This window comes from Streptomyces sp. BK340 (assembly GCF_007827595.1).
Taxonomy (GTDB): Bacteria; Actinomycetota; Actinomycetes; order Streptomycetales; family Streptomycetaceae; genus Streptomyces.
In genome coordinates this window covers 17045-41179 of the sequence record NZ_VISR01000049.1, presented here as the reverse complement: position 1 = coordinate 41179, position 24135 = coordinate 17045, and the positions used below count along the sequence as shown (strand labels likewise).

At 68.9% G+C, this 24135-nt stretch carries 24 protein-coding genes and 3 pseudogenes; 10 read left to right on the top strand and 17 right to left on the bottom strand.

All coding sequences use genetic code 11. The annotated features are described in order from the left end of the window. Positions 1 to 1064: 1064 nt before the first annotated feature. Positions 1065 to 1460, top strand: a complete 396-nt coding sequence (locus tag FB157_RS45670; protein ID WP_145887547.1) for a DUF3592 domain-containing protein — start codon at positions 1065 to 1067, stop codon at positions 1458 to 1460. A gap of 121 nt (positions 1461 to 1581) precedes the next feature. On the opposite strand, the gene FB157_RS45665 is transcribed toward FB157_RS45670, so the two are convergent. After that, a complete protein-coding gene (locus FB157_RS45665; protein ID WP_145887545.1) occupies positions 1582 to 1998 on the bottom strand; it encodes a helix-turn-helix domain-containing protein in 417 nt (138 codons plus the stop codon). Positions 1999 to 2055: 57 nt separating this feature from the next. Between FB157_RS45665 and FB157_RS45660 the strand changes: the two genes are divergently transcribed. The 3 genes from FB157_RS45660 (at position 2056) to FB157_RS45645 (ending at position 4036) form a co-directional block, all read left to right on the top strand. Continuing rightward, on the top strand, positions 2056 to 2925 hold the full coding sequence (locus FB157_RS45660) for an alpha/beta fold hydrolase (protein ID WP_145887543.1): 870 nt from the start codon (positions 2056 to 2058) through the stop codon (positions 2923 to 2925). Positions 2926 to 3161: 236 nt separating this feature from the next. After that, a complete protein-coding gene (locus tag FB157_RS45650; protein WP_145887541.1) occupies positions 3162 to 3416 on the top strand; it encodes a hypothetical protein in 255 nt (84 codons plus the stop codon). Positions 3417 to 3667: 251 nt separating this feature from the next. Next, positions 3668 to 4036, top strand: a complete 369-nt coding sequence (locus FB157_RS45645) for a hypothetical protein (RefSeq protein ID WP_222441040.1) — start codon at positions 3668 to 3670, stop codon at positions 4034 to 4036. Between the two features lie 274 nt (positions 4037 to 4310). Here FB157_RS45645 and FB157_RS45640 read toward each other — a convergent pair. From FB157_RS45640 to FB157_RS45605, 7 genes and pseudogenes are all read right to left on the bottom strand, one after another. Further along, positions 4311 to 4692: pseudogene (locus FB157_RS45640) on the bottom strand (winged helix-turn-helix transcriptional regulator). A 580-nt stretch (positions 4693 to 5272) separates the two neighbouring features. Next, the gene (locus FB157_RS45635) at positions 5273 to 5890 is read right to left on the bottom strand and encodes a VOC family protein (protein WP_145887537.1); all 618 of its coding nucleotides are present in this window, start codon (positions 5888 to 5890) and stop codon (positions 5273 to 5275) included. A 317-nt stretch (positions 5891 to 6207) separates the two neighbouring features. After that, the gene (locus FB157_RS45630) at positions 6208 to 6966 is read right to left on the bottom strand and encodes an SDR family oxidoreductase (protein ID WP_145887535.1); all 759 of its coding nucleotides are present in this window, start codon (positions 6964 to 6966) and stop codon (positions 6208 to 6210) included. A gap of 1250 nt (positions 6967 to 8216) precedes the next feature. After that, positions 8217 to 8402 carry a hypothetical protein gene (locus FB157_RS45620; protein WP_145887533.1) on the bottom strand — a complete coding sequence of 62 codons (186 nt, stop codon included), beginning with the start codon at positions 8400 to 8402 and terminating at the stop codon, positions 8217 to 8219. Beyond that, entirely contained in the window at positions 8389 to 9042 is a 654-nt protein-coding gene (locus tag FB157_RS45615; RefSeq protein WP_145887531.1) for a DUF6338 family protein, read from the bottom strand. The genes FB157_RS45620 and FB157_RS45615 overlap by 14 nt, the downstream gene beginning before the upstream one ends. Next, on the bottom strand, positions 9039 to 10094 hold the full coding sequence (locus FB157_RS45610; protein WP_145887529.1) for a tetratricopeptide repeat protein: 1056 nt from the start codon (positions 10092 to 10094) through the stop codon (positions 9039 to 9041). The genes FB157_RS45615 and FB157_RS45610 overlap by 4 nt, the downstream gene beginning before the upstream one ends. After that, positions 10091 to 13516 carry a CHAT domain-containing protein gene (locus FB157_RS45605; RefSeq protein ID WP_145887527.1) on the bottom strand — a complete coding sequence of 1142 codons (3426 nt, stop codon included), beginning with the start codon at positions 13514 to 13516 and terminating at the stop codon, positions 10091 to 10093. Before FB157_RS45605 ends, FB157_RS45610 begins: the two co-directional genes overlap by 4 nt. Positions 13517 to 13770: 254 nt before the next feature. On the opposite strand from FB157_RS45605, the pseudogene FB157_RS45600 reads away from it, so the two are divergent. Next, a pseudogene (locus FB157_RS45600) lies at positions 13771 to 14037 on the top strand (transposase family protein); the annotation flags it as partial. Here the strand turns inward: FB157_RS45600 and tpg are convergent. From tpg to FB157_RS45585, 3 genes and pseudogenes are all read right to left on the bottom strand, one after another. Further along, positions 13944 to 14332: pseudogene (gene tpg, locus FB157_RS45595) on the bottom strand (telomere-protecting terminal protein Tpg); the annotation flags it as partial. The pseudogenes FB157_RS45600 and tpg sit on opposite strands and share 94 nt — an antisense overlap. A gap of 26 nt (positions 14333 to 14358) precedes the next feature. Next, a complete protein-coding gene (locus FB157_RS45590) occupies positions 14359 to 14559 on the bottom strand; it encodes a hypothetical protein (protein ID WP_145887525.1) in 201 nt (66 codons plus the stop codon). Further along, on the bottom strand, positions 14556 to 15068 hold the full coding sequence (locus tag FB157_RS45585) for a carboxymuconolactone decarboxylase family protein (RefSeq protein WP_145887523.1): 513 nt from the start codon (positions 15066 to 15068) through the stop codon (positions 14556 to 14558). Before FB157_RS45585 ends, FB157_RS45590 begins: the two co-directional genes overlap by 4 nt. 105 nt (positions 15069 to 15173) lie before the next feature. Here FB157_RS45585 and FB157_RS45580 point away from each other — a divergent pair, with 105 nt between their 5' ends. Next, entirely contained in the window at positions 15174 to 15722 is a 549-nt protein-coding gene (locus tag FB157_RS45580) for a TetR/AcrR family transcriptional regulator (protein ID WP_145887522.1), read from the top strand. Positions 15723 to 15863: 141 nt separating this feature from the next. Here FB157_RS45580 and FB157_RS45575 read toward each other — a convergent pair whose 3' ends face one another. From FB157_RS45575 to FB157_RS45560, 5 genes are all read right to left on the bottom strand, one after another. Continuing rightward, the gene (locus FB157_RS45575; protein WP_186581990.1) at positions 15864 to 16358 is read right to left on the bottom strand and encodes a recombinase family protein; all 495 of its coding nucleotides are present in this window, start codon (positions 16356 to 16358) and stop codon (positions 15864 to 15866) included. Positions 16359 to 16468: 110 nt separating this feature from the next. Further along, on the bottom strand, positions 16469 to 17449 hold the full coding sequence (locus FB157_RS45570; RefSeq protein WP_145887518.1) for a zinc-binding dehydrogenase: 981 nt from the start codon (positions 17447 to 17449) through the stop codon (positions 16469 to 16471). Positions 17450 to 17533: 84 nt separating this feature from the next. Next, positions 17534 to 18118 (bottom strand): TetR/AcrR family transcriptional regulator, encoded by a 585-nt coding sequence (locus tag FB157_RS45565; RefSeq protein ID WP_186581989.1) that lies wholly within the window; start codon positions 18116 to 18118, stop codon positions 17534 to 17536. Between the two features lie 190 nt (positions 18119 to 18308). After that, positions 18309 to 18455, bottom strand: coding sequence for a hypothetical protein (locus FB157_RS47855; RefSeq protein WP_186581988.1), 147 nt, complete (start codon positions 18453 to 18455; stop codon positions 18309 to 18311). Positions 18456 to 18960: 505 nt separating this feature from the next. Next, positions 18961 to 19530 (bottom strand): YrhB domain-containing protein, encoded by a 570-nt coding sequence (locus FB157_RS45560; protein ID WP_145887514.1) that lies wholly within the window; start codon positions 19528 to 19530, stop codon positions 18961 to 18963. 139 nt (positions 19531 to 19669) lie between these two features. Here FB157_RS45560 and FB157_RS47850 point away from each other — a divergent pair, with 139 nt between their 5' ends. The 3 genes from FB157_RS47850 (at position 19670) to FB157_RS45545 (ending at position 21578) form a co-directional block, all read left to right on the top strand. Further along, positions 19670 to 19831, top strand: coding sequence for a hypothetical protein (locus tag FB157_RS47850; RefSeq protein WP_186581987.1), 162 nt, complete (start codon positions 19670 to 19672; stop codon positions 19829 to 19831). Between the two features lie 556 nt (positions 19832 to 20387). Then, positions 20388 to 20786: a gas vesicle structural protein GvpA gene (locus FB157_RS45550; protein WP_145887510.1), complete on the top strand. Its 399-nt coding sequence runs from the start codon at positions 20388 to 20390 to the stop codon at positions 20784 to 20786. Positions 20787 to 20789: 3 nt separating this feature from the next. Continuing rightward, a complete protein-coding gene (locus FB157_RS45545) occupies positions 20790 to 21578 on the top strand; it encodes a GvpL/GvpF family gas vesicle protein (RefSeq protein WP_145887508.1) in 789 nt (262 codons plus the stop codon). Between the two features lie 60 nt (positions 21579 to 21638). On the opposite strand, the gene FB157_RS45540 is transcribed toward FB157_RS45545, so the two are convergent. Then, positions 21639 to 22355, bottom strand: a complete 717-nt coding sequence (locus FB157_RS45540; protein WP_145887506.1) for a hypothetical protein — start codon at positions 22353 to 22355, stop codon at positions 21639 to 21641. A 505-nt stretch (positions 22356 to 22860) separates the two neighbouring features. On the opposite strand from FB157_RS45540, the gene FB157_RS45535 reads away from it, so the two are divergent. Beyond that, a complete protein-coding gene (locus tag FB157_RS45535) occupies positions 22861 to 24021 on the top strand; it encodes an FAD-dependent oxidoreductase (protein ID WP_145887504.1) in 1161 nt (386 codons plus the stop codon). The last annotated feature ends 114 nt before the right edge of the window (positions 24022 to 24135 follow it).

Sequence of the window (24135 nt, the reverse complement as noted above, 5' to 3'; positions counted from 1 at the left end):
GCTCCAGTACCGCCCCGACGTCCTCGACGGCTGCTTCACCGGCACCGGCCTCCGGCGCCAATCAGCATGACGACATCACGCATTCAAGGTCAGTAGTACTCCAGCCGTAGATCGTGATTTCGCCTGCTGGGTCCCGGACGCTTGAGTTGACGGTCCCACACTCTGTCGTGCTCAGGTGCCGAGTGAGGTTGTCGAGAAGGTCGGCCAAGATGTCCCCCGTAGGATCCGGGCATGAACAGCAAAGGGTGGGGAGCCCTCTACGGGCTGTGCTTCGCTGGCGCGCTCGGCTGGGGGGACGACCGGGCTTGTCGAGGGCGGGTGCGGCTGGCATTACGACGGCCAACGTAGCGCGCGTGGGGGGCCGGACGGCTACGGTTGGTATACCGCCGTCTTCATCATCGCGGCCCTTTCGTTCCCTCCGCTGTGCTGGACGGTGATCCGTACCGACGACCGGCGACCGTCGTCGGGGATCTCTGTCGGTGCTGCCATTGCTTTGGCGATCACCCTGTCCACGGGTATCACCCGAGGATTCTTGATCCTGGCGGCAGTCGAGGCAGCCATCGCCGTGGAAGTGCCTTGATTCTTAGGAGGGTCGGGCGCACGAAGGCGCGAGCGAAGAAGATGAGCGGGTCCTCCACGCCAACTTGAACGCTCGGAGTCGCCGGCCAGAGCGCCCGGAGTCGGGCGGGACGCAGACTGGTGCGGCCACCGATGATCATCGGTGTGTGAAGACTGAAGATCACGCGGTGGCCGCGGGTCACAGCGTGGACCCTTGCAGGAGGCGTTCGAGATCCCATTGATCACGAGCGTTTGTCAACGCTGGCCGGGCTTGATCATGGCGAAGACCTCCGGTGTGGTGGAGCTGTCCAGGAACACACCGCACGGAGGTCTTCGTGTCCCACCGTAATGCCCGGCTGACCGTTCACGGCAGGCGCCTGCTCATCGAACGTGTCTGCTCGGGCCGTCCGGTCGCGCACCTTCGTGAACCATAGGGATGCGTGCCGCGTCCTCCTGATGCGCGGTCCGTGCCGGGCGGGCGCTGTGCGAGGGAGAGCAGGGGACGGATGACGGGTGAGACGATCGGTATCGGGCTCGCCGTATTGGCGGGCCTGGTGAGTCTGTGGGCCGGCGCCCGGGAGGCACGGCTGCAGATGCGGGTGAACCGCCACGGGCTGCACACCGAAGGGGTGGTGGTGGACCAGGAGCACACGTCGGCGGACGACTACTCAAAGCCCGTCATCGAGTTCACCGACCGGCAGGGCCGACCCATCAGGTTCCGGCCCCCTATGACGGGGACGGGGCTGGCCCTCGGAACCCATGTACCGGTCGCCTACCTGCCCGAACGGCCGAAAAGCGCAAGGGTATTCACCCGGAAGTACCGCCTATGTCCGATCGTGGGCCTGTTCTTCGGAGCCATGCTCTGGCTCGGCGTCGCGGCTGGGTGCGTGCTCGCGCGCTGAACTTGTTCTCCCACCTCGTTCTCACTTGCAGATCCACCGCCAGACCCGTCACGGGACCCACCGGACACGCCCAGCGACCTTGCTCATCGCCGTTATGGCCGGCCATGGACCAGCCCTGCGCTCAGAGTGAACGGTCGAATGCGTTCTGATCGAGCTGAACCTGTGGCATATGCATCTCTGCCCACTCTCGCAACTGTGACAGGGGTTGTGCCAGCGACGTTCCACGCACGGTGAGCCCGTAGAACACCCGTGGCGGAACGGAGGGCTCGACCCGGCGGGTGACGAGGCCATCCCGTTCGAGTGACCTCAGGGTCTGCGTCAGCATCTTCTGGGAGATCCCGGTCATGGCTCGCTTGAGTTCGGTGAAACGAAGTTCTCCATCGGTCTGGTCGAGGGTCAGGACGAGCATTGTTGTCCATTTCGTGCCGACCCGGTCGAGCAGCTGCCTGGTGGGGCAGGCCGCATCGAAGAGGTCGCCGCGGGGAGGGGTTACCCCGGGGTGACCAGGGTTCCAGGAAGTGCCTCCTTGAACGTCCACAGCCGGTCTCCTATGTTCGCCTGGTATCTGATGGTAACCAACTGGATGAGATGAACGATGTTGATTGCCTACCTGGCGGATGCGCAAGCGCGGTACATCTCGGTGAACGACGTCCGCCTCGCGGTCGAGGTGGCGGGTGAGGGCCCCGCGGTCCTGCTGCTGCACGGTTTCCCGCACACGCGGGCAATCTGGTCCGAAGTCGCGCCGCTGCTGACGGCGGCCGGGCTTCGTGTCGTCGCGCCGGATCTACGCGGTCTGGGCGACAGCGACCGAGCAGCTGGCGGCTACCTGGCGACCGAGCTCGCCGGGGACCTGGTCGGGGTCCTCGACGCGCTTGACATCGACCGGGCGCACGTCGTGGGTATCGACCTCGGCACCGCACCGGCGTTCGCGTTGGCCGCGGCCCACGCGCACCGGGTGTCCAGCCTGACGCTGAGTGAGGCGATGATCGGCACTCTGCCCGGCGCCGAATCCTTTACGGCGAACGGCGCGCCCTGGTGGTTCGGGCTGCACTCGGCTCCGGGCGGGTTCGCCGAGGGCTTGCTGGAGGGACGGGAAAACCACTACATCCGGTTCTTCCTCGAAGGCGGAAGCCGCCGCGGGCTCTCAGAGGCGCTGACCGCCCGGATCGTCGAGGCGTACCGTGGGCGGGAGTCCTTGCGGGCCGCTTTCGAGCATTACCGCGCGATGCCCGCGAACGCGGGCTGGATCTCCTCGTGGGTGACACAGAACGTGTTCACACTTCCGGTTCTCACGATCGGCGGAGGCGCGGTCGGCGAGGGCACGGCGCGTCAACTCGCTCCGTTTACCGAGAACTTGACGGCGAGCCTGCTGCCCAACGCCGGCCACATCGTTCCGGTCGACGCGCCCGAAGGGTTTTCGGCACTGGTAGCGCAGCACGTCAAGTCGGCGGAGGCGCGATCATGACGAACAAGTGCGCCGTCGTCCTCGGCCCGGTCGAACTTCCACACCGCATCGGCCTCGGAACCAGACAGGTGACAGCAATCGTTCCATCGCCCGCCCCGACGGCCGGACTTCGGAAGATACGGCGCGATCCGCGACCACTCATCGTCTGTTAGATCACCCCGCCCCACGAGCGAAACGATGACCCCTAAGCGGGACGGCCCACATGATCTGCCGGACAGAACCTAGCCTCGAAGACCATGTCGGCGACAGATCGCGGGACGGCTCCCCAAGAGGGGACGGCCTGGCTGGCCCAGAACACCATACCGCTGAACAGCCTGCTGCCAGGCGTCCCTACCACCGGCCTCCAGCCACTGAAGAGCACCCTCGACGGCATACGGATCGTGGGCCTGGGCGAGGCCACTCACGGGACGCGCGAGTTCTTCCAGGTCAAGCACCTCCTGATGGCACCGACTCAGGGCGTGCGGCGGCCGCCGTCATTACCCAGCCCCTGAGCAGTGTCGAGAACCGCGCACTGGACGGCCTGCCCGCCGAGGCAGTCGCCGGCTTCTACGCCGTTCTGGAGGCGCTGGTCAAGGAGGGGTCATAACCGCGCACGACCACGGCCCGCTCCGGGTGCGCAGTCCATCTCCGCCGGCCGTTCAAAGCGCTGACCGTCCCGGCGGGGCGTCTGCGGCGGCATCTGCATGTCGGCCACGGCGCGGACGAGGAGTCCTCGCCGTTCGCCGAGCTGATGGGAGAAGTGATGGCGACCGCCGAGCGGTTCGGTCACCGCCAGCACCTCCGGCTGACCTGGCTGGCCGTCCGGCGCTACGGCACGACTGCGGCAGTGGACCTGGTCAGCGACGGCATCCAGCGCACTGCCCGCTACGCCGGCGCCCCGCACACGTACAACGCCGCCGTCAGCCAGGCCTGGGTCGAACTGGTGGGCCACCATGCCGGGCGGTCGGGCACCACCGACTTCGACGCCTTCGCCGACCAGCACCCCGTGTTGCTCGACAAGAAGCTGCTCGCCCGCTTCTATCGGTCCTCGATGCTGGCAGGCGACCTGGCCAGGACCGGCTGGGTCGAACCGGATCTTGCTCCGTTCCCCTGGCAGCAAGCTGGCGGGTGAGACGGGGCTCAACTCGTCCTCGGTGATAACGCGGAGCGGGGCATGACGGTCGTGCGGTCGGACGGGGATTTTTGCGGGCTCCGCGGCGGGCGTGGCCGGGTCCCTGGACACACTGGCGGGCGTTTCCGGGTTCCTGGATGGAGGAGTCCACACCCGGCAGCGTGAGTGTCGTCCGCTGTGGGGATGGCTGTAGCCGAAGAAGGGCCCTGACGCGGTCGGCCCGGCGGGTACTCGTGTCTCGGCTCGTCCTTTGGCTGCGCAACGGGCTGGTGGCTCACCCGCCTTTTCGTTCCTGGGCGGCCATGACCTCATCGCAGTGCTCGAAGACCCACGCGCCGAATGGGTCGACCGGGCCGAGCAACGTCCGCCCCAGAGCGCTGAGTTCGTACTCGGCACGGGGCGGCGCTTCGGCATAGGAATTCCGTGCCACCAGCCCGTTGAAGTCCAGCCATCGCAGTGCCTCAGTCCGGACTCTGGGGCTGATGCCGCCGATGAGCTCGCACAGTTCGCCGGGGCGCCGCGGGCCGTCCACGAGGACCCAGATCAGCACGGTTTTCCAGGTGTTGGAGAGGGAGGTCGAACGCCAGACGGGCGCGGCAATCAGCGAGGTGGGCGTCGGTTGTCGCGTACCAATGGTGGCTGACGGGTTCCGTGATGTCGTCCCGAAAGCGGTTGGAGCAGGTGCGGAGAGAGGCGGCTGTGCGTCTTCATGTGACCGTCGATGCCGACAATGTGCAAGGGATCCTCCCCCGGGCCGTGGAGACCTACCGATGTCTCCACCATGGGGGCACGCCTCAATCGGGTCGCGCGGCACGCTCCTATCAGGCCACTCCGAGGCGGAGACCTGGGCTTGACGCGAAAAAAGCCGAGGCCGCCTTGCGGATCTCGTCTGCCCGTCGCAGTTCGGCGGCCTCGGGCGCGCAGCCGCTCGATCCCCGCGGCTTCTTGCCATGTTTCTCCGGGCCGCTGGCCAGCGGCCACCTCAGTCTTCCGGGCCCAGGTCCGCACCGTCTCCGCCGCACCGATCCCCGGCTTGGATGCAACCGCCCTCATCACGGCCCGATCGGTCGGGTAGTTCGGGCAGATCTCTGCGACCATACGTACCGCACGCTCGTGAAGCTCAGCAGGGTAGGGGGACGGACGTGCTGTGGCTCGATCCTCTTAGGGAATCGAGCCTCCATCAGCCCCAGAGCGGTTCGGCGTCCTGTTACGGCCGTGGACCGCGCATCCGGCCGCTCACGAGGGCGGTTCCGTCCCGGCCTGCTCGCTCACCATGTATCGCGCGTACCAGTCCGGCCAGTCCGGGTCCTCCGCACCGATGCGAGCCTCGTGTGCACCGTGCGCCGCCGCGGCCCGCCGCAGGGCGCCCGCCAGGTCCTCGGCCGAGGTGAACGACGTGGTCGTGGGATCCAGCCGTCCCGGAAGCCGTGTGGTGACCTCCTGCAGGAGCCAGCCGTTGCCGTCCGGGTCACTGAACGACAGGAAGGAGCCATAACTGCCGTGCTGTGTATCAGGACCGGGTACCCGGGCGTCAGCGCCGGCGTGGTGGAAGACGCCGCCGGCGTCGTGAAACACATCGCTCGGCTCGGCGCCGCGCCGTATCAGCTCGTCATGGGCGGCCTCGATGTCGTCGACGACCAGGTGCAGGCCACGAGCCGAGCCCGGGGTCTGATCGGTGACCGAGCTGCCGAAGATGACAGAGGCCGGGGAACCCGGAGGGGTCACCTGCACCACCCGGAAGTCACCGTCAGGGGCAATGTCCGCGTCGAGCCTCCAGCCCAGCGCTGAATAGAAGTCCTTGGCCCGGTCGACGTCGGACACCGGTACCACGACGACCTCGAGTTTCATGTCCATGGCTTGCGCCTCCCGTCTCGGAGGGGGTAGCGGCGACGACCGGATCCGCGGTGGCGCCGGGCTTGCAGAACGCATCCCACGGCACTCGAACGCGTTGCGTGCGCCTCGTCTCACGCCCGGCCCGGCAGTGTCCTGACGCCCTGTCGAAACGGGCTGTATCGCTTTCCAGCTTAGGCGCGCGTTCGATGAGGCCGCATGTGGACGCTCGCCCACTTCGTCGGCGGCGGATCACGATAGGCGTCGGACGAGGCGGTGCCGCCTGCGGGAGCCCGGGCGCTCGACGGCCGACCGCGGCCTGGGCTGAGCGCAGTGGACGGTCAGTGTGCGACGAGCTGCTGGCCGCCGTCGATGTCGTACGTGGCGCCAGTGAGGGCGCCGTTGGCCATGATATGCAGTGCGAGAGCGGCGACATCCGCCGGTTCGACCACCCGGCCAATGGGGAGCGTCTTCCTCAACTCCGCTCGTCTTTGCTCAAGTTGCTCTCCGAGGAGGGAGGCCGACAGCGGTGTGTCCACGAACCCGGCAGCGATGAGGTTGACCCGGACAGGGGCGACCTCCAGTGCCAGGTTGGCGGTCAGCGCTGGCAGCGCCGCGGTGAGGGCGCCCACCACAGCCATCCCGGGTGCGGGCCGCCGACCGCCGGTGCCGCCGATGAACAGCAGCGTTCCCCCGGCCCTGACTTTCTCCCGGCCCGCCCGCGCCACCGCCAGCATCATCGCGATACGCCCGCCGAAGTCATGCCCGGCCTCGGTCAGGTCGAGTTCGGCGACAGGGGTGTATGACGGGCTGCCCGCCGTGACCATCACGTGGTCGATCTGCCCGGGCAGCTCTCCGAGAAAGCGCTCCAGGCGGTCGGTGTCCTGGGCGTCGAACGCGGCCGTGCTCAGCGGGTTCAGTTCGTCCGCCGCCTGCTTCAGGCGTTCGGCGTTGCGCGCGACGAGTATCAGCTCGCCCTCGGCCGCGCGCACCTGTCGCGCGGTCTCCAGACCGATGCCCGCACTGCCTCCCACCACCACGACCGTCTGCCCGGCGAGCCCTCCGCGCGCTCCACCGGCTCTTCCATCGGTCCCATTCACGGGGGTCACCACCTCAGAACACGGTTTCCGTACGCTCCTCCGCTCGCTCGGTACACCTCCGCTTCTTCTGGGCGCTCGTGGTCCTGTTGTGCTCTCCGGCGTTTACTCTTCCGCGCTGATGGCAGCCCCGCGCCTCGCGGTTGCTGAGTTCGTTCCGCGCTCCTGCGCGCGCCGATGATGCGTAAGATCCGTAAGCGAGTTGCTGAGCCGCCCAGCCTTGCGCACGGCCGACCAACTGGATGCCGAGGATTTGGCACCACGGGGAGCCATGCCGATCAGAAGGATCTTCCGGATGTGGTGCTGCTTAAGCATCAAGTCGAGGTCCGTGTGAGCAAGCCGCTTGAAGCCCAGTGCTGGCGTATGACGGGCTCGTCCTCGCGAGAGTGGAAGTCGGGGTGCCACTCTGCCCCAGCTGCCCTCCGCAAAGGTCTGTCGGGACACGATGTGCTGTTCGGTCGGGGACAGGTGGTCCCACGCGTTGTGGTCGTCATAGCTCGCATCCGGGGCTTTCGTCTCCTCACCGTGCCCCACCACCAGACGACGCCGAGAAGAGCGGTCTCGTCCTGGGAATGCGGCGTTTGAGAAGTCATGAACAGTGCCCATCTGGTCAGCGAACGGATCGCTCGCTGCTGGGATGCAAGACGGAATGGACGGCAAGGGCAGGCCCCAGACGCTCTGGTGCACACCGCCGACTCGAGTTTCAGTCTGTCACTCGTCCGGCGGAACGGCATCCGCGCCGACAGTGCCCAGGCAGGTGAGCTGGACCGGTCGGGGTACGGAAGGCCGCTCCTCCGTGATCGTCCAGCGGTGCACGGGCGGCCCGCCAGGTCGTCCGGTTGACTGCCCGCTGGCTCGTCTCCGTGATTCGTCCGTGGCCCGGAGACGAGGTCGTGGCCTGCGGGGACGGGCTCGGATGCGGTGCTGCGTGGGGACGCGAAACGTGGACCGCGTCAGTACTCCAGAAGACCACGTCGCACATGTGGTGGGCTGGGTTGAACACCGACTCTCCGAGTGCCACAAGGTTGGCCGGTGAGCGGACGGCGCCCATGTCGCAGGCACCGTCTACGACCGCCGTCATGGCGTCGAGGAGCGCGACCCCTGCGCAGGTCAGCGGGTGAGCCGACGCATCTCCGCCAGCCTGGCAGCCCTCGGCCTCGCGGACGCCGGTCTTCTCGCCACGGGGGCCGGCTCGGCCCACGCTGCGGACCCGGGCTGCTCGGACTGGGCCAAGACCGCGAAACGCGGTCACATCACTGCGGCGACGTGTCGCCGTCCCGTTCCACGGTGGTGGAGACACCCGCCGGTCCCTCCGGAGGCAGGACCTGGTCCTCGGGCACGTCCTCCTTCTTGGGATGGTGTGTGCCCCGCGGCGGGCCCGCCCAGCTCGCGAAGTCGTCGTCGAGTTCCTCGTAGTCGGCGGCGTCAGACTGCGTCATCGGCGTCTCCTCGGGTGTCGCGGCGCGGTTCGTGGAATTCCAGGAGGTCGACGTCGGCGGCCCGGACGTACAACCCGGCCGTGCCGCTCATCCGTGGTCCGAAGGCGCCGTCCGGCTCCATCCGGTACTGGGACTCCAGATAGAGGTCACCGGGCTGCGGATAGGCGGAGGCACGCGAGCGCGTTCCGTACCAGCCGCCGGCCCAACCGCCGTTCTTCAGCCGGACCCGGACGAAACACGCCCCGCGGTCCTGGAAGAGAGCGTCCCACGCGGTGGGGGTCCCCTCGTGCACGGCGGCGCGCCGACGCCGGATCCAGTACGCCTCCGCCCACGCCACCAGTGTCGGCACGATGACGACGAGAAGCAGCAGCCACAGCCCGGCCGCCCGCGGCTGCTCGGCGACACCGGTCAGAGGCTGCTTCCCCCCGCCCTGGAGTAGACGTATCAGGTGGGGACCGGCGGTGATCAGATATGCGGCGTCGAGCAGGACTCCGACGGCGAGGGCGCGCAGAAAGCGGTTGTTCACCTCCTGCTCGGCCTCGCGGATCCCGAGGAGCCGCTCCCTCGCGTAGAGGTAGGAGGTGCCGGGCAGAATCAGCAGCACCAGGATCGCGAGCTGCTGGATGGTACTTGGTGTCATGCTCCGCTCCCCCGCTCGCGCGCGCTGACGGCCGCGTTCCGGGCCAGCGTGCTCAGTGCGCCGAGGTCCAGATGAAAGGCGTGGGTCTTCACCCACTCGGCCAGGGACGGCTTGATCAGCTCCACTTCCTGCCCGGCCCGCTTCATCAGCTCGATCGTCGCCGGCTCGTCGTCCTCGTGGAAGGCGAGCTGTGCTCCTACGAGCAGCAGGAATGCCGCCAGCAGGCGTTCCCGTGGCCGGGCGCGCCGCTCCAGCAGGGCCAGGGCACGGGAGAAGCACGTCCTCGTGCGCGGCACGATGCCCCGCAACGCGCTCTCCACACCGTCGTCGACCAGAGCGCCCACCTCGCGCAGGGCGCCGGGGCCGAGCGGCGGCGCGCCCGCGGGGTCGCCGATGCGCCGGTCCGCCTCGCGCAGGAGCAGGGTCGTCTCCCGCCGCATCGACCGGGCGCCCCCGAGCGACTCGGTCAGCACCAGGACCCGGTCCAGGACGGCGATCGCGTCCGCCACCTGTCCACGGTCGAGGAGCGCCTCCCCGAGCAACCGGGAGGCCCGCGCGCTTTCCGGCTGCCGGTCCGCCGCCTCGAAGACGGCACGGCACTCCTGGAGGAAGGCGAACTCGGCCTCCCCGGTCCGCCGCCCGGCCTCCAGCGCCAGCAAGGCGTTCGCACCGGCCTTGAACAGCGTCCCCTCGTCGCCGCCACGGCGTGCGTGCGTCCAGCTCTCGAGATACGCGGCGAGGCCCTTTTCGAGGTCACCTGCCTGGCTATGGGCGACCCCGAGGTTGAGCAGGACGTGGCCGAGCAGCGCCGGGTCGTCCGTCGCCCGGCCCCTGGCGATCCGCTGTGCCCGCAGCCCTGCGGCGAAGGCCTCGTCGTAGCGCTCCTCCATGGCGTAAGCCAGGCAGAGCGAGCCCAGAATGGAGGCCACATCCCTGTCCGAGAGCGTGCGCCGGAGAGCCGGGGTGTCGACGAGCGCGAAGCGTGCGACCCGTTCGTAGGCGGGCATGTGCAGGAAGTCGGCGGCGGTTGGGTCCGGCACCTCGGTCATCATGCCCCCACCATGCTGAAGGGTGCCCACAGGAAGGGGTGCCGGAAGGGACGCGCCGGCACACGGCGGGACGTCAGCCGCCGGCGGATCTCGGCCGGGAGCCAGTCCAGGCCCAGCAGTTCGGGCACGGTGGCCGAGCGCAGCCACAACTGGGCCCACCGCAGCGCCTGTGCGGGCGATTCGGCAACGCCGGGCGGTGTGCCGTTCGGGGGCGGCTCGACGCCGTGGCCGAGCAGCCGCCGGTAGAACGCGATCATCAACAGCACGGCCGCGGTGTCGTTCGTCCTCCAGCGCGAGCAGACGACGCCCGCTCCGCCGGCCAGCAGGATGCCGGTCGGCAGTCCGATCGCCTCGTCCGGCAGGCGGGGGTCGACGAGCCCGGTGTCACAGGCCGACAGGGTCACCAGCCGAGCCCGTTCCAGCGGCCGGGGACGTGAGTTCAGCAGGTCGGCCAGGGTGATGCGCTCGCCGCCGAGGTCGAGCCTGGAGGCGAGCGGATCGGTCGGGTCGTAGGCCCCGTGGCATGCCAGGTGGACGTGGCTGCCGCCGGACAGCGCGTCGACCAGGTCCCCTTTTGTGCATCCGTCCTCCGCCCCGGGCGGATCGCCGGTGACGTCCCGGCTCTCCCCCACCGCGGCGAACAGCCGCCGCAGCGTCTCCACCTCCTGCGCGGCGAGCAGTCCTCCGTCCTGGCCCGGGGTGGACGCCGTCACGAGAAGGGGTTCCGACAGCGGTGCCGCGGCCCGGTGTCTTGCCGCGAGGAGCAGCCGCACCGACGGTGCGTACGCGACCGCACAGGTCGCAAGCAGCGGCTCGCCCGTCGAAGGAAGGTGCGCGGCGTGCAGGGGCAGATGGGCGGTAGGGCCACAGGCGATCACGACCACACCGGTCGCCGTGCCGAGCGCCACGGCGACGGGTCCGATCAACTCCTCCCCGAGCCGCGGGAGCAGCTCCCGCAGCTCCCCTCCCTTCTCGGCTACGGTTGCGGCGAAGGCGTCGGCCAGCGCCCGGGCGTCCGCGGCGGTCAGCGTGGACTCCACGGCTTCGACGCGGGGCCCGGGATCGCTCTCGTGCCGGACGATCAGGGACAGGCTCCCGTTCTTCGTCGCGGCGATGTAGCAGAGCGGCTCTCCCGGTAGTGCGGCCCCCAGGATGTCGGCCCGCGTCGTCTCCCGCAGGAAGGAGTCCATACCCGGCAGCGCCCTGACCCGGGCCAGGGCGGCGGCCAGCTCCGCCCTGGCTTCGTCGAGATCTCCGCCCAGCTCGTACTCGGCCGCCTCCAACTCCCGCCCGCCGTCCCGCGGGGCTCCCTGGCGGCTCAGCTCACGGTTACGGGCCTCCAGGGTCTGTACGGTTGCGGCGGCTCGCACATAGGCGGTGTGGGTCTCCGGGTCCGTCTGCGCCAGCCGGTGAAGCTGGTCGTGATCCGGTGACAGGGCCAGACTGAAGTTGCGTGTTCTGCCGCGCTCCAGGCAGAGCAGCGCCTCGTCCAACCTGCCAGCGCGAGCGAGTGCGTAGGCGGCTCGCTGATGCAGATCCCCGGCCGAGTTCAGCTGCAGCTCCCGCGAGGAACTCACCAGGCAGGCGCGGAACCGCTGTTCGTCCGCCTCTACGGCCTGCTGGTACGCATCGGCCGCCGCGGACCATTCGGTCCGTTCCGCGAGGGCGTCGCCGAGCTGTTCTGCCGCGGTGTGCAGCAGGTCGCTGTGCCCGTAGGCACGGTCCATCGCTTCCCGCAGAACGGACAGCTCCCGCTCACGAAGTTCGTCCTCCCGCGAGGGGTCCAGCTTGCGACAGAGCCGGCACGCCCGTGCCAGGGAGATGAGCTGAAAGCCGACTTCGAACCCGGTCGGGAGACCCTCGTAGGCGGCGACGGCGTCTTCGATGTGCCCCAGACCCCGCCGTGCCCTGGCGGCAACATTTTCCGTCTCGTCTCTCTCGGCCTGCTCGAGCAGAGCCCAGCCGAGCTTGGACATGCTGCGTGCCCACAGGTGGGGAGCGGTGTCCCTGTGGCGGTTCACGAGGGCGGCCTCGTGGCACCGGATCTCCTCGTCGTACTCGCCGAGGTCGCCTGCGACGACGGCCAGCTTGTCGTAGGTGCTGGAGGCCTCGCCGCGGTCGCCGACCCGCTCGTAGACGGCGAGCGCCCGCAGCAGGTGCTCGCGTGCGCGAAGGCTGTTCTCCCGGCTGTCCCCGCGCATTCTCTTGGAGAGTGAGACCGCCAGCCGGGCCTGCGTGTTGGCCCACTGTTCGGGGTCGGTCTCTTCCGATTCGACGGCGTCCAGCTGCTCGTACAGCCGCACCACATGCTCCCTGTTGACGGCCGGGTCGCCTTGTAGCCGTACGTTGTACGCGCCGGCGAGGAAACTCTGGGCGTCGCACCAGAGCTCCTTGTCCCGGGCGGGGTCGAGCCGGGCGACGACCGGTTCCAGCAGGCCGATGGCCTCTTCGATCTGTCCGGGTGCGGACTGAGTGCCCTGATCGATCAGCACCTTCGCCAGCTCGCTGCGGACACGTGCCCAGGTCCCGGTATTGCGCTCCGGCTCCGTCTCTTCCAGAGCCGCCCGCAGGTGCCGGATGGCCAGCTCCTGGTTGGCGTGGACATCACCCGTGTAGCGCTGGCCATAGGCGCGTGCCAGTTCGTATCGCGCTATGGCCCAGCCCTGCGGGTCCTCCTCCCGCGAAATGCTGCGCGCTCTGCGCAGCAGCAGGCCGATGGCCCGTTCCAGGCCGATGACGTCCTGCCCGCGGTTCGCACTGCTCAGCATCATGCCCAGCGTCATCTCCAGGTCGCCCCGCAACTCGGGCTGGTCACGGTCGCCCAACAGCTCCAGCGCCCGCTCCGCCAGACGCGCCAGCTCCTGCGCGAGCGGCCTGTCGCTCAGGGACCGGCCGAGCCCGGCACGCCCGGACGCCACCAATTCGGCGCCGATCCGCAGAACTTCAGGCGGTGGTGCCGAGCGCCGGGGCTTGACCCTGCACATGCGCGGCCCTCCACCCGCCGAGGCGCCGCGGGCAGTCGGCGCCAGCACTCCCCGTGCCGCGTCGAACGGCACGGTCAGGACGCCGGAGTTCTCCGCCTCCTCCGCACTCACCGGCCCCAGCCTGTCGAGCAGCGCCTCCACGTAGAGCTTCTTGTTGGCCTCGTCCTGCTCGGGCGGGGTGTGGGGTGGATAGAAGTAGACCAACTGCCCAGTCGCCTCGCCGCGGTACACCAGCAGCGGGAAGAACCGGGCCTTCCTCGCGCCACAGGACGGACAGGTGACCGACGGCACCTTGCCCTTGATCACTCCCTGCACCAAGTCCGGCCGCGCCAGGGCGTCGACGACCATGTACGTGTCGTCCTGGACGTCTTCGCCGCACCTGCGGCACTGCCAATCGTGCCTGATCCGCACCGAGTAGTTCACCGGCCCCCCAACCGACATCACACGCTCCGAGTGAGGACCCCCTCCCCCGTGCCCACCCGAGGTCCTCGGGGTGCGGCCGCCGAACCACAGACGCGCCGTCACCCACTGCCCCACTGTAGGGACACACAGTGACAGCCGCCGCGTGAACCCGTGATTCCGGCATCGGGCGCCTCGCCCGAGTTCATAATGCCTCCCCGCACCGCCAAGGAGCGACAGCAGGCCGACGCACTAAAGGGTGTTGCAGAAGGCCTGGTGGCGGGCTTTTTGCCTGTATGGGTGGGGTGTTGAGGGCTGAGCCGGTGTGGGTGGAGACGTTCACCGGGTTGCGGATGGGGCGGTTTGAGAAGCTGCTTCGGGCGGCGCGGGAACGAGGCGGCAACGGTCCTGGTGGCGGCCGGCCGTGGTGTCCTCCGCCGGCCGAGCGGGTGCTGCTGGTCGCCGTGTACTACCGCACGAACCTCACCATCCGGCAGCTCGCCCCGCTCTTCGGCTGCTCACCTGCCACCGTCTGCCGGGTCATCCAGCGCCTGCGACCGCTGTCCTGGAAATACACGTCGTTGAGTGCTTCGGCGGTGATCTGCTGGACCTGCTGGTCGGTGGCGCCCTGCTACGGGGTCTCGAATGGGCGGGCGGCGTAGCGGGGTGGCAGGGCGACGGTCAGGTGCCGGAGGCGGGCATCATCGGTGGTGCCGATCGGGGCGGTGCAGCCGATCCGGGCGCGGGTGTCGATGACCATGCCGCCAGGGTCGCCGCCTTCTGGCGGGCCTCGCACCGGATCTGCGGCTGCCACCGCTTATTCACCTCGGACTCCATGCGGGCAGCGAGGTCCGGGCGGTGTGGCGCCCCAGGGGAGGCGCTGGTCAGGATTCGCTGGTGATCAGGCGCACGGCCGGGGCCGACACCAGTTGGCTGCCGGGCACGCCGGGGAGCCGGACATGGACGAATCCGCCCTCGATCGCGAAGTCGATACCGTCGGCGCGGCCGACGGGACGGCTCTCGGCGTCCATGAGGGTGTAACCGGACACGAGCTCGATCGAGCCCTTGCGCCAGTCGCGGTTCACGCGGCCACCTCCGGGAAGTCCAGGTCGGGCTGGGCAAGGTGGTTGAAGTAGTTCGACAGGGTGTTCAGCGCAATGTGGGCGACGATCTCGGCCAGTTCGGCGTCGGTCACCCCGGCCTCGCGGGCGTCGGCCAGGACCTTGTCCTCGACCCGTCCGCCCGTGCGCATGATCTCGCGGGCCAGGTGCAGGATCGCGTCGGCATGCGGGTCGGTGTCGTCCGCCGCCTCGCGGGTGCGGGCCAGCTGCTCGCCGGTCAGGCCCAGCTTCCGGCCGCGCAGGGTGTGGGCACTGACGCAGTACGTGCAGTGGTTCTGTTGCGCGACCAGCAGCGCAAGCTGCTCCCTCAGTCGGGTGCGCAGGACGCCCCGGGTGAGGTGGTCGCGCAGGGCCAGGTAGCCGCCGAGGGCGGCCGGGCCGTTGGCGAGCGCGGCATAGAGGTTGGGTACGCGGCCGAGCTGGCGGTGGGTTTCATCGAGCAGACCCGAAGGGTCTGCGGTGAGCTGAGGCATACGTGGCACTACGACCTCCCAGATGGTACCGATCGGTTCCGTCTTGGCTGAGCCAGACGGTACTGATCGGTTCCGTCTTCGTCAAGATCGGGATACGCTGGGCCCATGGCCACCCGAGCACGCGAACGCCTCCTCAACGCCGCCGAGGAACTCTTCTACGCCGAGGGCATCCGGGCCGTCGGCGTGGAGCGCATCCTGGCCGAGTCCGGAGTCGGCCGGGCCTCCTTCTACCGGCACTTCGCCGGCAAGGACGACCTGGTGGTGGCGGTGCTGCAGCGACGCGACCGGGCCTGGCGCACCTGGCTCGCCGAGAGAGTGGACGCGCTCGGCGGGCAGCCCCTGAACGTCTTCGACGCACTGGCCGAGCGTTTCGCAACCGCCGACTTCCGCGGCTGTGCCTTCATCAACACCATGGCCGAGACCGCAGACACGGGCAGCTCCGCCTACCGGGTCGCCGCCGAGCACAAGGAGCGCGTCACGTCCTATGTCGCAGGCCTTCTCGGCGACGCAGGCCATGAAAATGCCCATGCATGCGCGCGACGCTTCGTCCTGCTGATGGACGGGGCGATCGTCACCGCACTGCGCGAACGCACCACGGCCCCGGCAGCGGAGGCACGGGCGATGGCGGCAGCCATGCTGGACGGGGTGGCTTGAGGCCGCACGGAGGCCGACTGGCACGACGTGGACGACGACGAGCCGGTGGGCGTCGCCGCCGACCTCGCGGATCGCGCGACCAAGAACGCGGTCGGCCTCCCGCTTCCGCCAGCGGTTCATCCGGGCCGCATCACCGCCGGATCAGCCGCCCGGCTGCAGCGGCGGCAGGGCGAGGCGCCGACGCCGTCCTCCCGATACTCCTGGCGCCGACCCTCCTGTGCGGCGGGGCACCCACTCCAAGAACATCCCCGGAAAGACGTCTCCGGCCAGCTCGCCCACCACCCGCCCACCCCGGTAGCCGGGCCTCAGGCCCCGGTCGACAGCATCGCGAGCCCTGCCGCACATCGACCATGCGCGGCCGCCGCGCTTCCAGCACTGGGCCGGCGCTGCCTCCCGCACGACCAACTCGCGGGCCAGGCGGTCGAGGCTGGGCGCCACAATCCCGTGCACCTTCCTATCCTCGACCCACAGCAAGGCGCCGGCCGGCTCGGGCCGCTCGTCCCCGGCGATGGTGCCGGACCGGGCCTTCTCCACGAACAGCTTCGTCAGGCGATGGCCGTACTCGCGGGTCCGGCGGCGCACGAAGCGCTCCTCGTCCTCCAGCCCGAAACCGTCGGGCTGTCCGCCAGTGGACACCCGGATCTACCCCGCGATCCGCACGGAACCGCCTCCGTCACTCTGACCCGTGCTGTCACAGTAATGGGGCCGCGGCAGGCACCCTTGGCGGCCGAGGGAGGGCTGAGGGTTCAGCCGAGAGTGACAACCATCTTGCCGAGGGCTTCTCCGGCCTCCATGACCCGGTGGGCTTCAACGATCTCATCGAGCCGGAAGACCCGGGTGGGACGGGCCCTGAGGGCACCGGCTTCGACTTTGGCGTAGATCTCGTCCAACGGCACGTCGGTGAGCGGGAATGCGGGGGTGCCCAGGACGAAGGCGCTGCCGAAGAAGCTGAGCTGGACCCCGCTGGGGAGATCGGCGATCGGGTCGAAGTCCCGCACCGGGCCGAAGCCGCCCAGGAAGCCAAGCTGGCACACCCGGCCACGGGGCCGGACCAGGGCCAGCGAGTCGCGCAGGACGCTGTTGCCGACGACGTCGAACACCGCGTCGACGCTGATCTCTCGCTCCCTGACCTGGGCGGCGAGGGCGCCGTCGTCAATGAGCACGTCGGTGGCCCCGAGCTCCTTCAACAGCGGTACGTGCGCCGGGTTCCGGGTCGTGGCGAGCACGATCGCGCCGTGGTCGACCGCGAGGTTGACAGCGGCCTGGCCGAGCGAGGAGGTCGCTCCCCGCACCACGATCGTCTCGCCCGGCCGCAGGTCCAGATTGCCGAACACGCCGCTCCACGCCGTCGCGTACACCTCGGGAACCGCGGCCAGGTCGGCCCAGTCCAGCGACGAGTGCACAGCCACCACGTTGGACGCCGGCACGGTCACCAGTTCCGCGTAGCTGCCGTTGCGGGTCCGGCCCATGCCGCCGAGGATCGCCACCACCCGGGTCCCGACGGGGAGTTCGCCGGACGGGTCGGCCTCGACCACCCCGGCGCACTCGATGCCGGGGACAGCCGCCACCTCTCCCCAGGCTCCGCCACGCATGTACGCCTCGGCGTGGTTGAGGCCGAACGCCTTGACCCGGATCAGCACTTCGCCGTCGGTGGGCACCGGGTCGGGCAGTTCGGTGAGGGTGAGCACCTCGGGGCCGCCGTGGACGGAAATGACGATGGCCTTCATGTCGTGACTCCATTCTTGAGCGTGCATTCAACTATTGGGGCGAAAAAAGAGGGCCACCCGTACGGTGGCCCGTTTGGCCGGCCGTCAGCCGAGAGCGGCGAAGGCGTTGTCGACGATCGCCCCCAGAAGCGCCTCGTCGGGATTCGCCTTTCCGACCACCATCAGCCCCTGGCATGTCGCGACGAGCAGCTTGGCACTGCCAGTGCAGTCCAGCGAGGCGCGCACCTGGCCCCTGCGCGTCGCGTTCTCCAGGGCGTGGTTCATGCACCGTTCGAGCCGGGCCAAATGACCGCGCACGACGGCAGCCGCCTCGTCGTCCTCGGCAGCCTTCTCGATCGCCGTGTTGACGAGCAGACAGCCCTGCCGGCCCTCCGGGCTGAGCAGGTCGCGCACCAGCCCGTCGAAGTAGCCGCGGATCTCGTCCAGCGACGCGCTCGACGCCTCCAACTCGCCCAGCTTCTCGGGGACGACCAGCCTGGAGTAACGCTCCAACGACTTCAGGAACAGTGCATGCTTACCGCCGGGGAAGGCGCTGTAGAGGCTGCCGGGCTTCACCCCGGTCGCCTTCACCAGATCCTCGATGGACGTCGCCCGGTACCCGCGCTCCCAGAACCGCAGCATGGCCACGTTCAGGACCGTGTCGGGCTCGAACTCTCGAGGTCTGGGCATGAGGCAAACATATATGAGCGTCCATTCAAGAACAACCTCTGCCGTGCGGAGCGAGGGCAGATTGCGGCCCGCGAAGCCGGACCATCGCCAGCGGCGCCGACAACCGACCCTCGACTCAGCGAGCCAGGGGCACATCACACGCCCTGGGCCGGAAGCCGCCTCCACCTCGCGCCCGAAATTCCGCGCGCTCCTAGACTGCGCCCGGCCGGGCGACATGGCCCACGTCTCCGAGATGTTCCGCCTCGTACACGGCACCGGGCACATCCTCGTCGATCGCCAGCAGTGCACTCGGCCCGGCAAGAACCACCAGCGCCGCGCCCCACAGCCGTCCCCGCATAAGCCCCCCACGGTACCGATCTCCTGCCGGGACCCCAGCCGAGGGTCGCGCGGACTTGAGGCACAGTTCGCAGACGCGGTCCGCGCAAGAGCCGCGCAGCCAACGGCAACGCACCGCACCGCACCAGCACCCGCTCACCCCGGCCGACCTCCCGGCCGGAGACCGTTGGTGGAACGGCCGCCCGCACGGGTCCGGCGATGACCGGACGGGTCGCCCTGCCGCACGCACCACCCCGAGCGAGGAGGAGCCCCCCGTCGTGGAAAGCCGACTGCAACAACATCCGGCATCAGCGGGTCGCTCATCGGCGCCGGCACCCACCTGCACGGCGCCCTGGACCAGCAGCCGCGGCACCCGCGCCCGGGGCACAGCACCCCGGCCCTGATCGTGCCCGGCTCGCACCGCATGCACACAGCCCTCAGCCACCCCGCCTGAACCGGCACCGCACCGCGCCCCGTCCACGAAGCGACAGCTGACGCACCCCGGAACGGGGGCTGGCGGCCCACAATCAGTCGGTCTGGTAGGGCGCACCGGGCCGAATGGTTTTCACAGCGAGTACCGGGTTGCGAGGCTCCACGAGTTCCTTGGTGGCCAAGGCCACCAGGCGCGCTGGGGCATCACTTTCCAGCAAAGCGCTCACGTACTCGATAGCCTCCGCAGGCGACAGCACCGGCAGCTTCTGGCGCAGGGTCCGCACGGCGTGCATGCGTCCGCGGGCAGCGGCGACCGCACGTATCGCATCGTGTAGATCGTCCAATGCGGTGCGCACCGGCAGCCCACGTATCCGGGCTCGGTAGTCGGCCTCCCACTCTCCGGTCTTGGCAGATACGACGCCGATCTGGTGCAGTCCCCCGTCGACACGGTCGACCAGGTACGGCCCATTGCCGACAAGCATGAACTTCCCGTTCCGAGTGCGGACGAATTCATCGGACTGCCAGGAGACGATCCACACCAGCTCGTGCTCCTCGACACGGACCACGGCCATCCGCATCGCGTTCACACTCACAGACCGCCACTGCTGATAGTCGCGCTCCAGCTGATCTTCGACAGTCTGAACGGCGGCCTCTCGCTCAATCACGCGTGCAGCATCCCGCACGGGCTCGGTCTCGACGAGTGTGTTTCCACGGCTCAGGACTACTTGGACGGGGCTGGCTGACGGACCTTCCTGCTCAGGAATACGGCAGCTGCTGAACAGTGCTCTGCGCCAGTAAAGCCCGGTGGAACAGCCCAGCGTCCTCATCGAGGATGACGAGCGCCTGCAGCAGCTCCGACGATGCGTACAAGACGAGACCACCCCGCTTGCCGCGCGAGTGGTCGGGAGCCTCGTCCTCCTCCTCGGCCTGCAGATCAGCAAGATCCTCCGGCTCACCACCGGGTAGTCCAACCTGGGCGAATCTCGTCGTAGGCCCCTTCTCGGTGGCACAGGAGTCTTCGCCGCCTCGTGGCGTTCCACGAAAGCGCTCCGCGCCAACACGAAGGAAACCTTGGGGCACGAAAGGACCCGGCTACTCAACGAACGCTTCGACACCGCAGCTCGACTCCTCGGCCACGGTGAAGCAGCCTGCCGCCTCGCTGGCGTTCACGCCATGGCTGGACTTGCCGACGACTGGCCCGAGCGCCGGCAGACTTGCATCGACATCCTTCGACTGTCGCGAGACCCTCCAAGAGGCACTCAGCAACTGGTAGCCCAGCCCATGCAGTCACTCAGAGTGGATGCATTTGTACATAACGTCACAGTGCTTGTCGTGCGTCCGCCCATCGGCTCCGCCATATCGGCATGCTTCATCCATGTCGCACTGGTGTTTGGTCGGAGATAGGGAGGCTACTCGAGTCCCAAAGCCTGCGTCGCAGCGAGGGACAGCGAGCTCGACGCACTGCTGTCGGCGGTCTTTGCCGACGGGAGGCCGCAAGACAGATGACAAGGGGTTGGTCGCGATGACTGTGGCGACACAACAAGGCGGCGGGGGCGGTTCCAGCGGCCTCTACGACGTTTTGGAACTCATTCTCGACCGTGGGCTGGTGATCGACGCGTTCGTGCGGGTCTCGCTCGTCGGCATCGAGATACTCAAGATCGACATACGGATCGTAGTCGCCAGCGTCGACACCTACCTTCGCTTCGCCGAGGCGTGCAACCGCCTCGACCTCGAAGCGGGGCCCCGCAAGCCGGCCGGGCTGACCGAGCTCACCGGGCAGCTCACCGAGTCCGGCGCCCAAGGCAAGACCAAAGGCGCCCTCTCCGGCGCCGCGGAGACCATCTCCGAAGCCTTCCAGCAGGCACGCGACGAGGGCCGGGAGCGTCAGGGCGACCGGGCCGCGCGCCAGAGGGGGGAATAGGAGATGGGCACCTACGTCTACGGGATCATCCGTGCTTCACACTCCCCCCTCCGCCAGGACCTGGACGGCATCGGCGACCCCCCGCGGCCGGTACGCATACTGCGCCAGGGCGAGCTGGCCGCGATCGTCAGTGACGCCCCCGAGGAACTGCGGCCCAAACGCCGTGATCTACTCGCCCACCAGCAGGTACTCGACGAAGCCGGAGCGGGCGGCGTAGTACTGCCCATGCGGTTCGGCAGCACCTCTCCGGACGACGACACGGTGACCACGGTGCTCGCCGAACGGGCGCAGGACTTCCTCGAGCGGCTACAGACACTGGACGGCACAGCGGAGTACAACGTCAAGGCAAGCCACGACGAAGAGGCCGTGCTCCGCCTGATTGTGGCGGACCGTGACGACATCCGGTCCCTGACGGTAGCGAACCGCGAGGCCGGCGGTGGCACGCAGGAGCAGAAGATGCAGCTCGGGGAGATGATCGCCGCCGCCGTCCAGGAACGCGAGGCGACCGACGCGGAACTGCTGCACCAGGCGCTGGCACCGCTGGCCACGCAGGTCAGCGCCGGACCGCAGAGCACCGGCTGGCTGGCCAACCTCTCCTTCCTGGTGGACCGCCGTGCAGCGGAGCAGTTCCTCACCGCGGTCGACGAGTTCCGCCGACAACACCCGCACCTCGAACTGCGTGTCAACGGCCCGCTGCCGCCCTACAGCTTCGTCGACACCCACGCATCCCAGCAGGCCGAAGGCGGCACCACAGAAGCGTTCGGGACCACCGCCGGCCGGCCGAACGGGTAAGAGGCCGTCACGGAACGGCTTTTCGACGGCGGTCTCAGGCACCGGCCGGCTCGCCTACTGTCAGTGGAGGATGCTGACGGCCCGGGCGATGACCAGCAGTGAGGTGAGCAGAGCGGAGACGCTCTGGATGCTCATCAGGAGCTTGGCACGGGTGGACAGCGGCATGGTGTCGGTCGGACTGAAGGCCGTGGAGTTGGTGACGGACACGTAGAGGTAGTCCGTCAGCGTGGGCACCCAGTCCGATGTACGGCTGGCGCCGTCGGCGACTTCCTCGACAGCGTCGTCGTTCTCGTCCTGCGAGAAGCGGAAGTCGGCCAAGGGGAGTGCGCACCGGGGAACTTGCGTGCGACTGACAGGACCACCCCGGTCCAGCTCCCAGTAGGCCAGTCCGAAAACGATGATGTTGGTGAGCCAGACCTGCAGCGCGGCGACGAGCAGCCCGCGGCCGTCCTTCACGCCCGCGTAGACAAGCTCGTGGATCAGCAGGCCCAGCGCCACGAGGTTACTCGCCGCGATGACGGCGACCAGCGTCAAGGACAGTGCGCGGAACGTTTTCGTCTGGCGGGTCAGCCGCTTGGGGTTGATTGCGACGAGCGGCACGAGAAGGAGGAACTCCAGAGCCGGCAGCACGTAGCGCGGAGCAATCAAAAGCCGTTGCGGTAGGGCGAGGTAAAGAGCGATGGCCGCCAGCGTCGCAACTACCGCGGGCAGCCGGGCTTCGCCTCTACGTTCGTGGCGGGGATGCCGGGTGCGGGCATCGGCTCGTGTGCGGGTCACATTCCCTCTTCTCCTGTCAGCCTCTGCCGGCCAGCCGCACACGCGTTGCATCGGCACGGTTGTGCGACCCTCGGCGCGTGCACGCGACAGTGTGCAACACCTGCCCCAACCAACGAGCTCGAAGCCATGGCCAGACATCAACATTTCGCGTCCGCTCCCGCTCTGGCGGCCCCCTCGGTGAACCATCCGGCCGGCCGGGGGGGCTCCCCGCATTTGCCACCGCGGCACTGACGCCGGCACGGGCGCGGCGATCCGGCCGTCCCAGGCGGTATGGGGACACCAGGCTGCCGCTGCCGTCACGGTCTCGTCGGGTACCGGTCTGCGACGGCCGTGATGCTCGCGTGCGCCGTGTGCGGTGGAATGGCGGGAGGGAACGAGATTGTCTCGGCCGGGGCGGCCCTGCCTAGTATGCAGAGGCCAGGCCCGGGGCTGAGGTGTCCTGGCTCGGCCGCGTCACATGCACCTGCTGGTGTCCGCGGATCCGCAGGCCGGAAGGGAGCCCGGCATGGACACAATCCTCTCCACCGATGTGCTCGTCGTCGGTGCGGGACCGTTCGCACTCTCAGCAGCCGCCCTGGCCCGCGATTACGGCATTGACACGCAGGTGGTCGGGCGGCCGATGGGTTTTTGGCATGAGCACATGCCCGACGGGATGCTGCTGCGCTCGGGGGTCGACTGGCATCTGGACGCCGCGGGAGTGCACACGCTTCAGGCCTACCTGGAAGAGCAGGGGCTGACCGGTGACGAGGTCCTCCCGGTCCCCGTGGGACTGTTTCGTGAGTACGGGGAGTGGTTCCGCCACGTCAAGCAGGTGCCGGTCCGGTCCGGACTGGTGCGAGACATCGCACAGCGGGAGACGGGGTTTGAAGCGGAGCTCGCCGATGGCCAGCGGCTGCGCGCCAAGGTCGTGGTCGCCGCTCCTGGTGTCTGCTACTTCCGGCAGTTGCCGCCGTGGGCGGCCGGAGTGCCGGCCCGTCGGGCGGCCCACAGCTGTGACCTGGTTTGTTTCGACGATCTGGCGGGCCGACGTGTGCTGATCGTGGGAGGCAGGCAGAGCGCGTACGAGTGGGCGGCCTTGCTGGCCGAGCACGATGTCGAACACGTCGACATCGTCCACCGCCACCCCGTTCCGCGTTTCGAGCCGGTGAGCTGGGCGTTCTTCGACGACTACATCGACAGCACCCTGCAGGTCAGCGGGTGGTGGCGTCGGCTGACGGCCACGGAACGGGAGGCGATCGTCATGCGGTGCTGGCGGGCCGGACGGGCGACTCTGGAACCATGGCTGCCTGCCCGGCTGGACCCCGCGGTGGTGCACCTGTGGCCGGACACCGATGTCGTCCAGGTCCACGGCGGCGCGACCGGTGACTCCGTGCGGGTCACGCTGTCCAATTCCGATTCCGAAACCCTGACAGCTGATCACGTGGTGTTCGCCACCGGGTACGCACCCGATCTGGCACGTGTCCCTTACCTGGCCGGTCTCCTCGAGCACATCGCCACCCGCAACGGGTTCCCGGTATTGGACGAGAACTTCCAGACTGCCGTCCCCGGCCTCTATCTCACCGGATTCGCAGCCACCCAGGACTTCGGACCGTTTCTGGGTTTCGTCAAGGCCGCACCGGCCGCGGCGACCATCCTCCTGCGGCACCTGCAGGCCCGCTGGGCCTGACAATGACTCGAACCGCTCAAGAGCGCTCCCGCGGTGCCCCAGCCTCCCGTACCCACGCACCGCCCACGGCTTCGGCGGCATGGCCTGGCAACGCAGCGTGCCGGCCACTGACAG

Excerpts from the sequence above, each read along its gene's own strand:
- FB157_RS45670 (WP_145887547.1), top strand. The coding sequence starts at position 1,065 with ATGACGGGTGAGACGATCGGTATCGGGCTCGCCGTATTGGCGGGCCTG.
- FB157_RS45660 (WP_145887543.1), top strand. The coding sequence starts at position 2,056 with ATGTTGATTGCCTACCTGGCGGATGCGCAAGCGCGGTACATCTCGGTG.
- FB157_RS45650 (WP_145887541.1), top strand. The coding sequence starts at position 3,162 with ATGTCGGCGACAGATCGCGGGACGGCTCCCCAAGAGGGGACGGCCTGG.
- FB157_RS45645 (WP_222441040.1), top strand. The coding sequence starts at position 3,668 with ATGGCGACCGCCGAGCGGTTCGGTCACCGCCAGCACCTCCGGCTGACC.
- FB157_RS45635 (WP_145887537.1), bottom strand. The coding sequence starts at position 5,890 with ATGGACATGAAACTCGAGGTCGTCGTGGTACCGGTGTCCGACGTCGAC.
- FB157_RS45620 (WP_145887533.1), bottom strand. The coding sequence starts at position 8,402 with ATGACGCAGTCTGACGCCGCCGACTACGAGGAACTCGACGACGACTTC.
- FB157_RS45615 (WP_145887531.1), bottom strand. The coding sequence starts at position 9,042 with ATGACACCAAGTACCATCCAGCAGCTCGCGATCCTGGTGCTGCTGATT.
- FB157_RS45610 (WP_145887529.1), bottom strand. The coding sequence starts at position 10,094 with ATGATGACCGAGGTGCCGGACCCAACCGCCGCCGACTTCCTGCACATG.
- FB157_RS45605 (WP_145887527.1), bottom strand. The coding sequence starts at position 13,516 with ATGTCGGTTGGGGGGCCGGTGAACTACTCGGTGCGGATCAGGCACGAT.
- FB157_RS45585 (WP_145887523.1), bottom strand. The coding sequence starts at position 15,068 with ATGCCTCAGCTCACCGCAGACCCTTCGGGTCTGCTCGATGAAACCCAC.
- FB157_RS45580 (WP_145887522.1), top strand. The coding sequence starts at position 15,174 with ATGGCCACCCGAGCACGCGAACGCCTCCTCAACGCCGCCGAGGAACTC.
- FB157_RS45570 (WP_145887518.1), bottom strand. The coding sequence starts at position 17,449 with ATGAAGGCCATCGTCATTTCCGTCCACGGCGGCCCCGAGGTGCTCACC.
- FB157_RS45565 (WP_186581989.1), bottom strand. The coding sequence starts at position 18,118 with ATGCCCAGACCTCGAGAGTTCGAGCCCGACACGGTCCTGAACGTGGCC.
- FB157_RS47855 (WP_186581988.1), bottom strand. The coding sequence starts at position 18,455 with ATGCGGGGACGGCTGTGGGGCGCGGCGCTGGTGGTTCTTGCCGGGCCG.
- FB157_RS45550 (WP_145887510.1), top strand. The coding sequence starts at position 20,388 with ATGACTGTGGCGACACAACAAGGCGGCGGGGGCGGTTCCAGCGGCCTC.
- FB157_RS45545 (WP_145887508.1), top strand. The coding sequence starts at position 20,790 with ATGGGCACCTACGTCTACGGGATCATCCGTGCTTCACACTCCCCCCTC.
- FB157_RS45535 (WP_145887504.1), top strand. The coding sequence starts at position 22,861 with ATGGACACAATCCTCTCCACCGATGTGCTCGTCGTCGGTGCGGGACCG.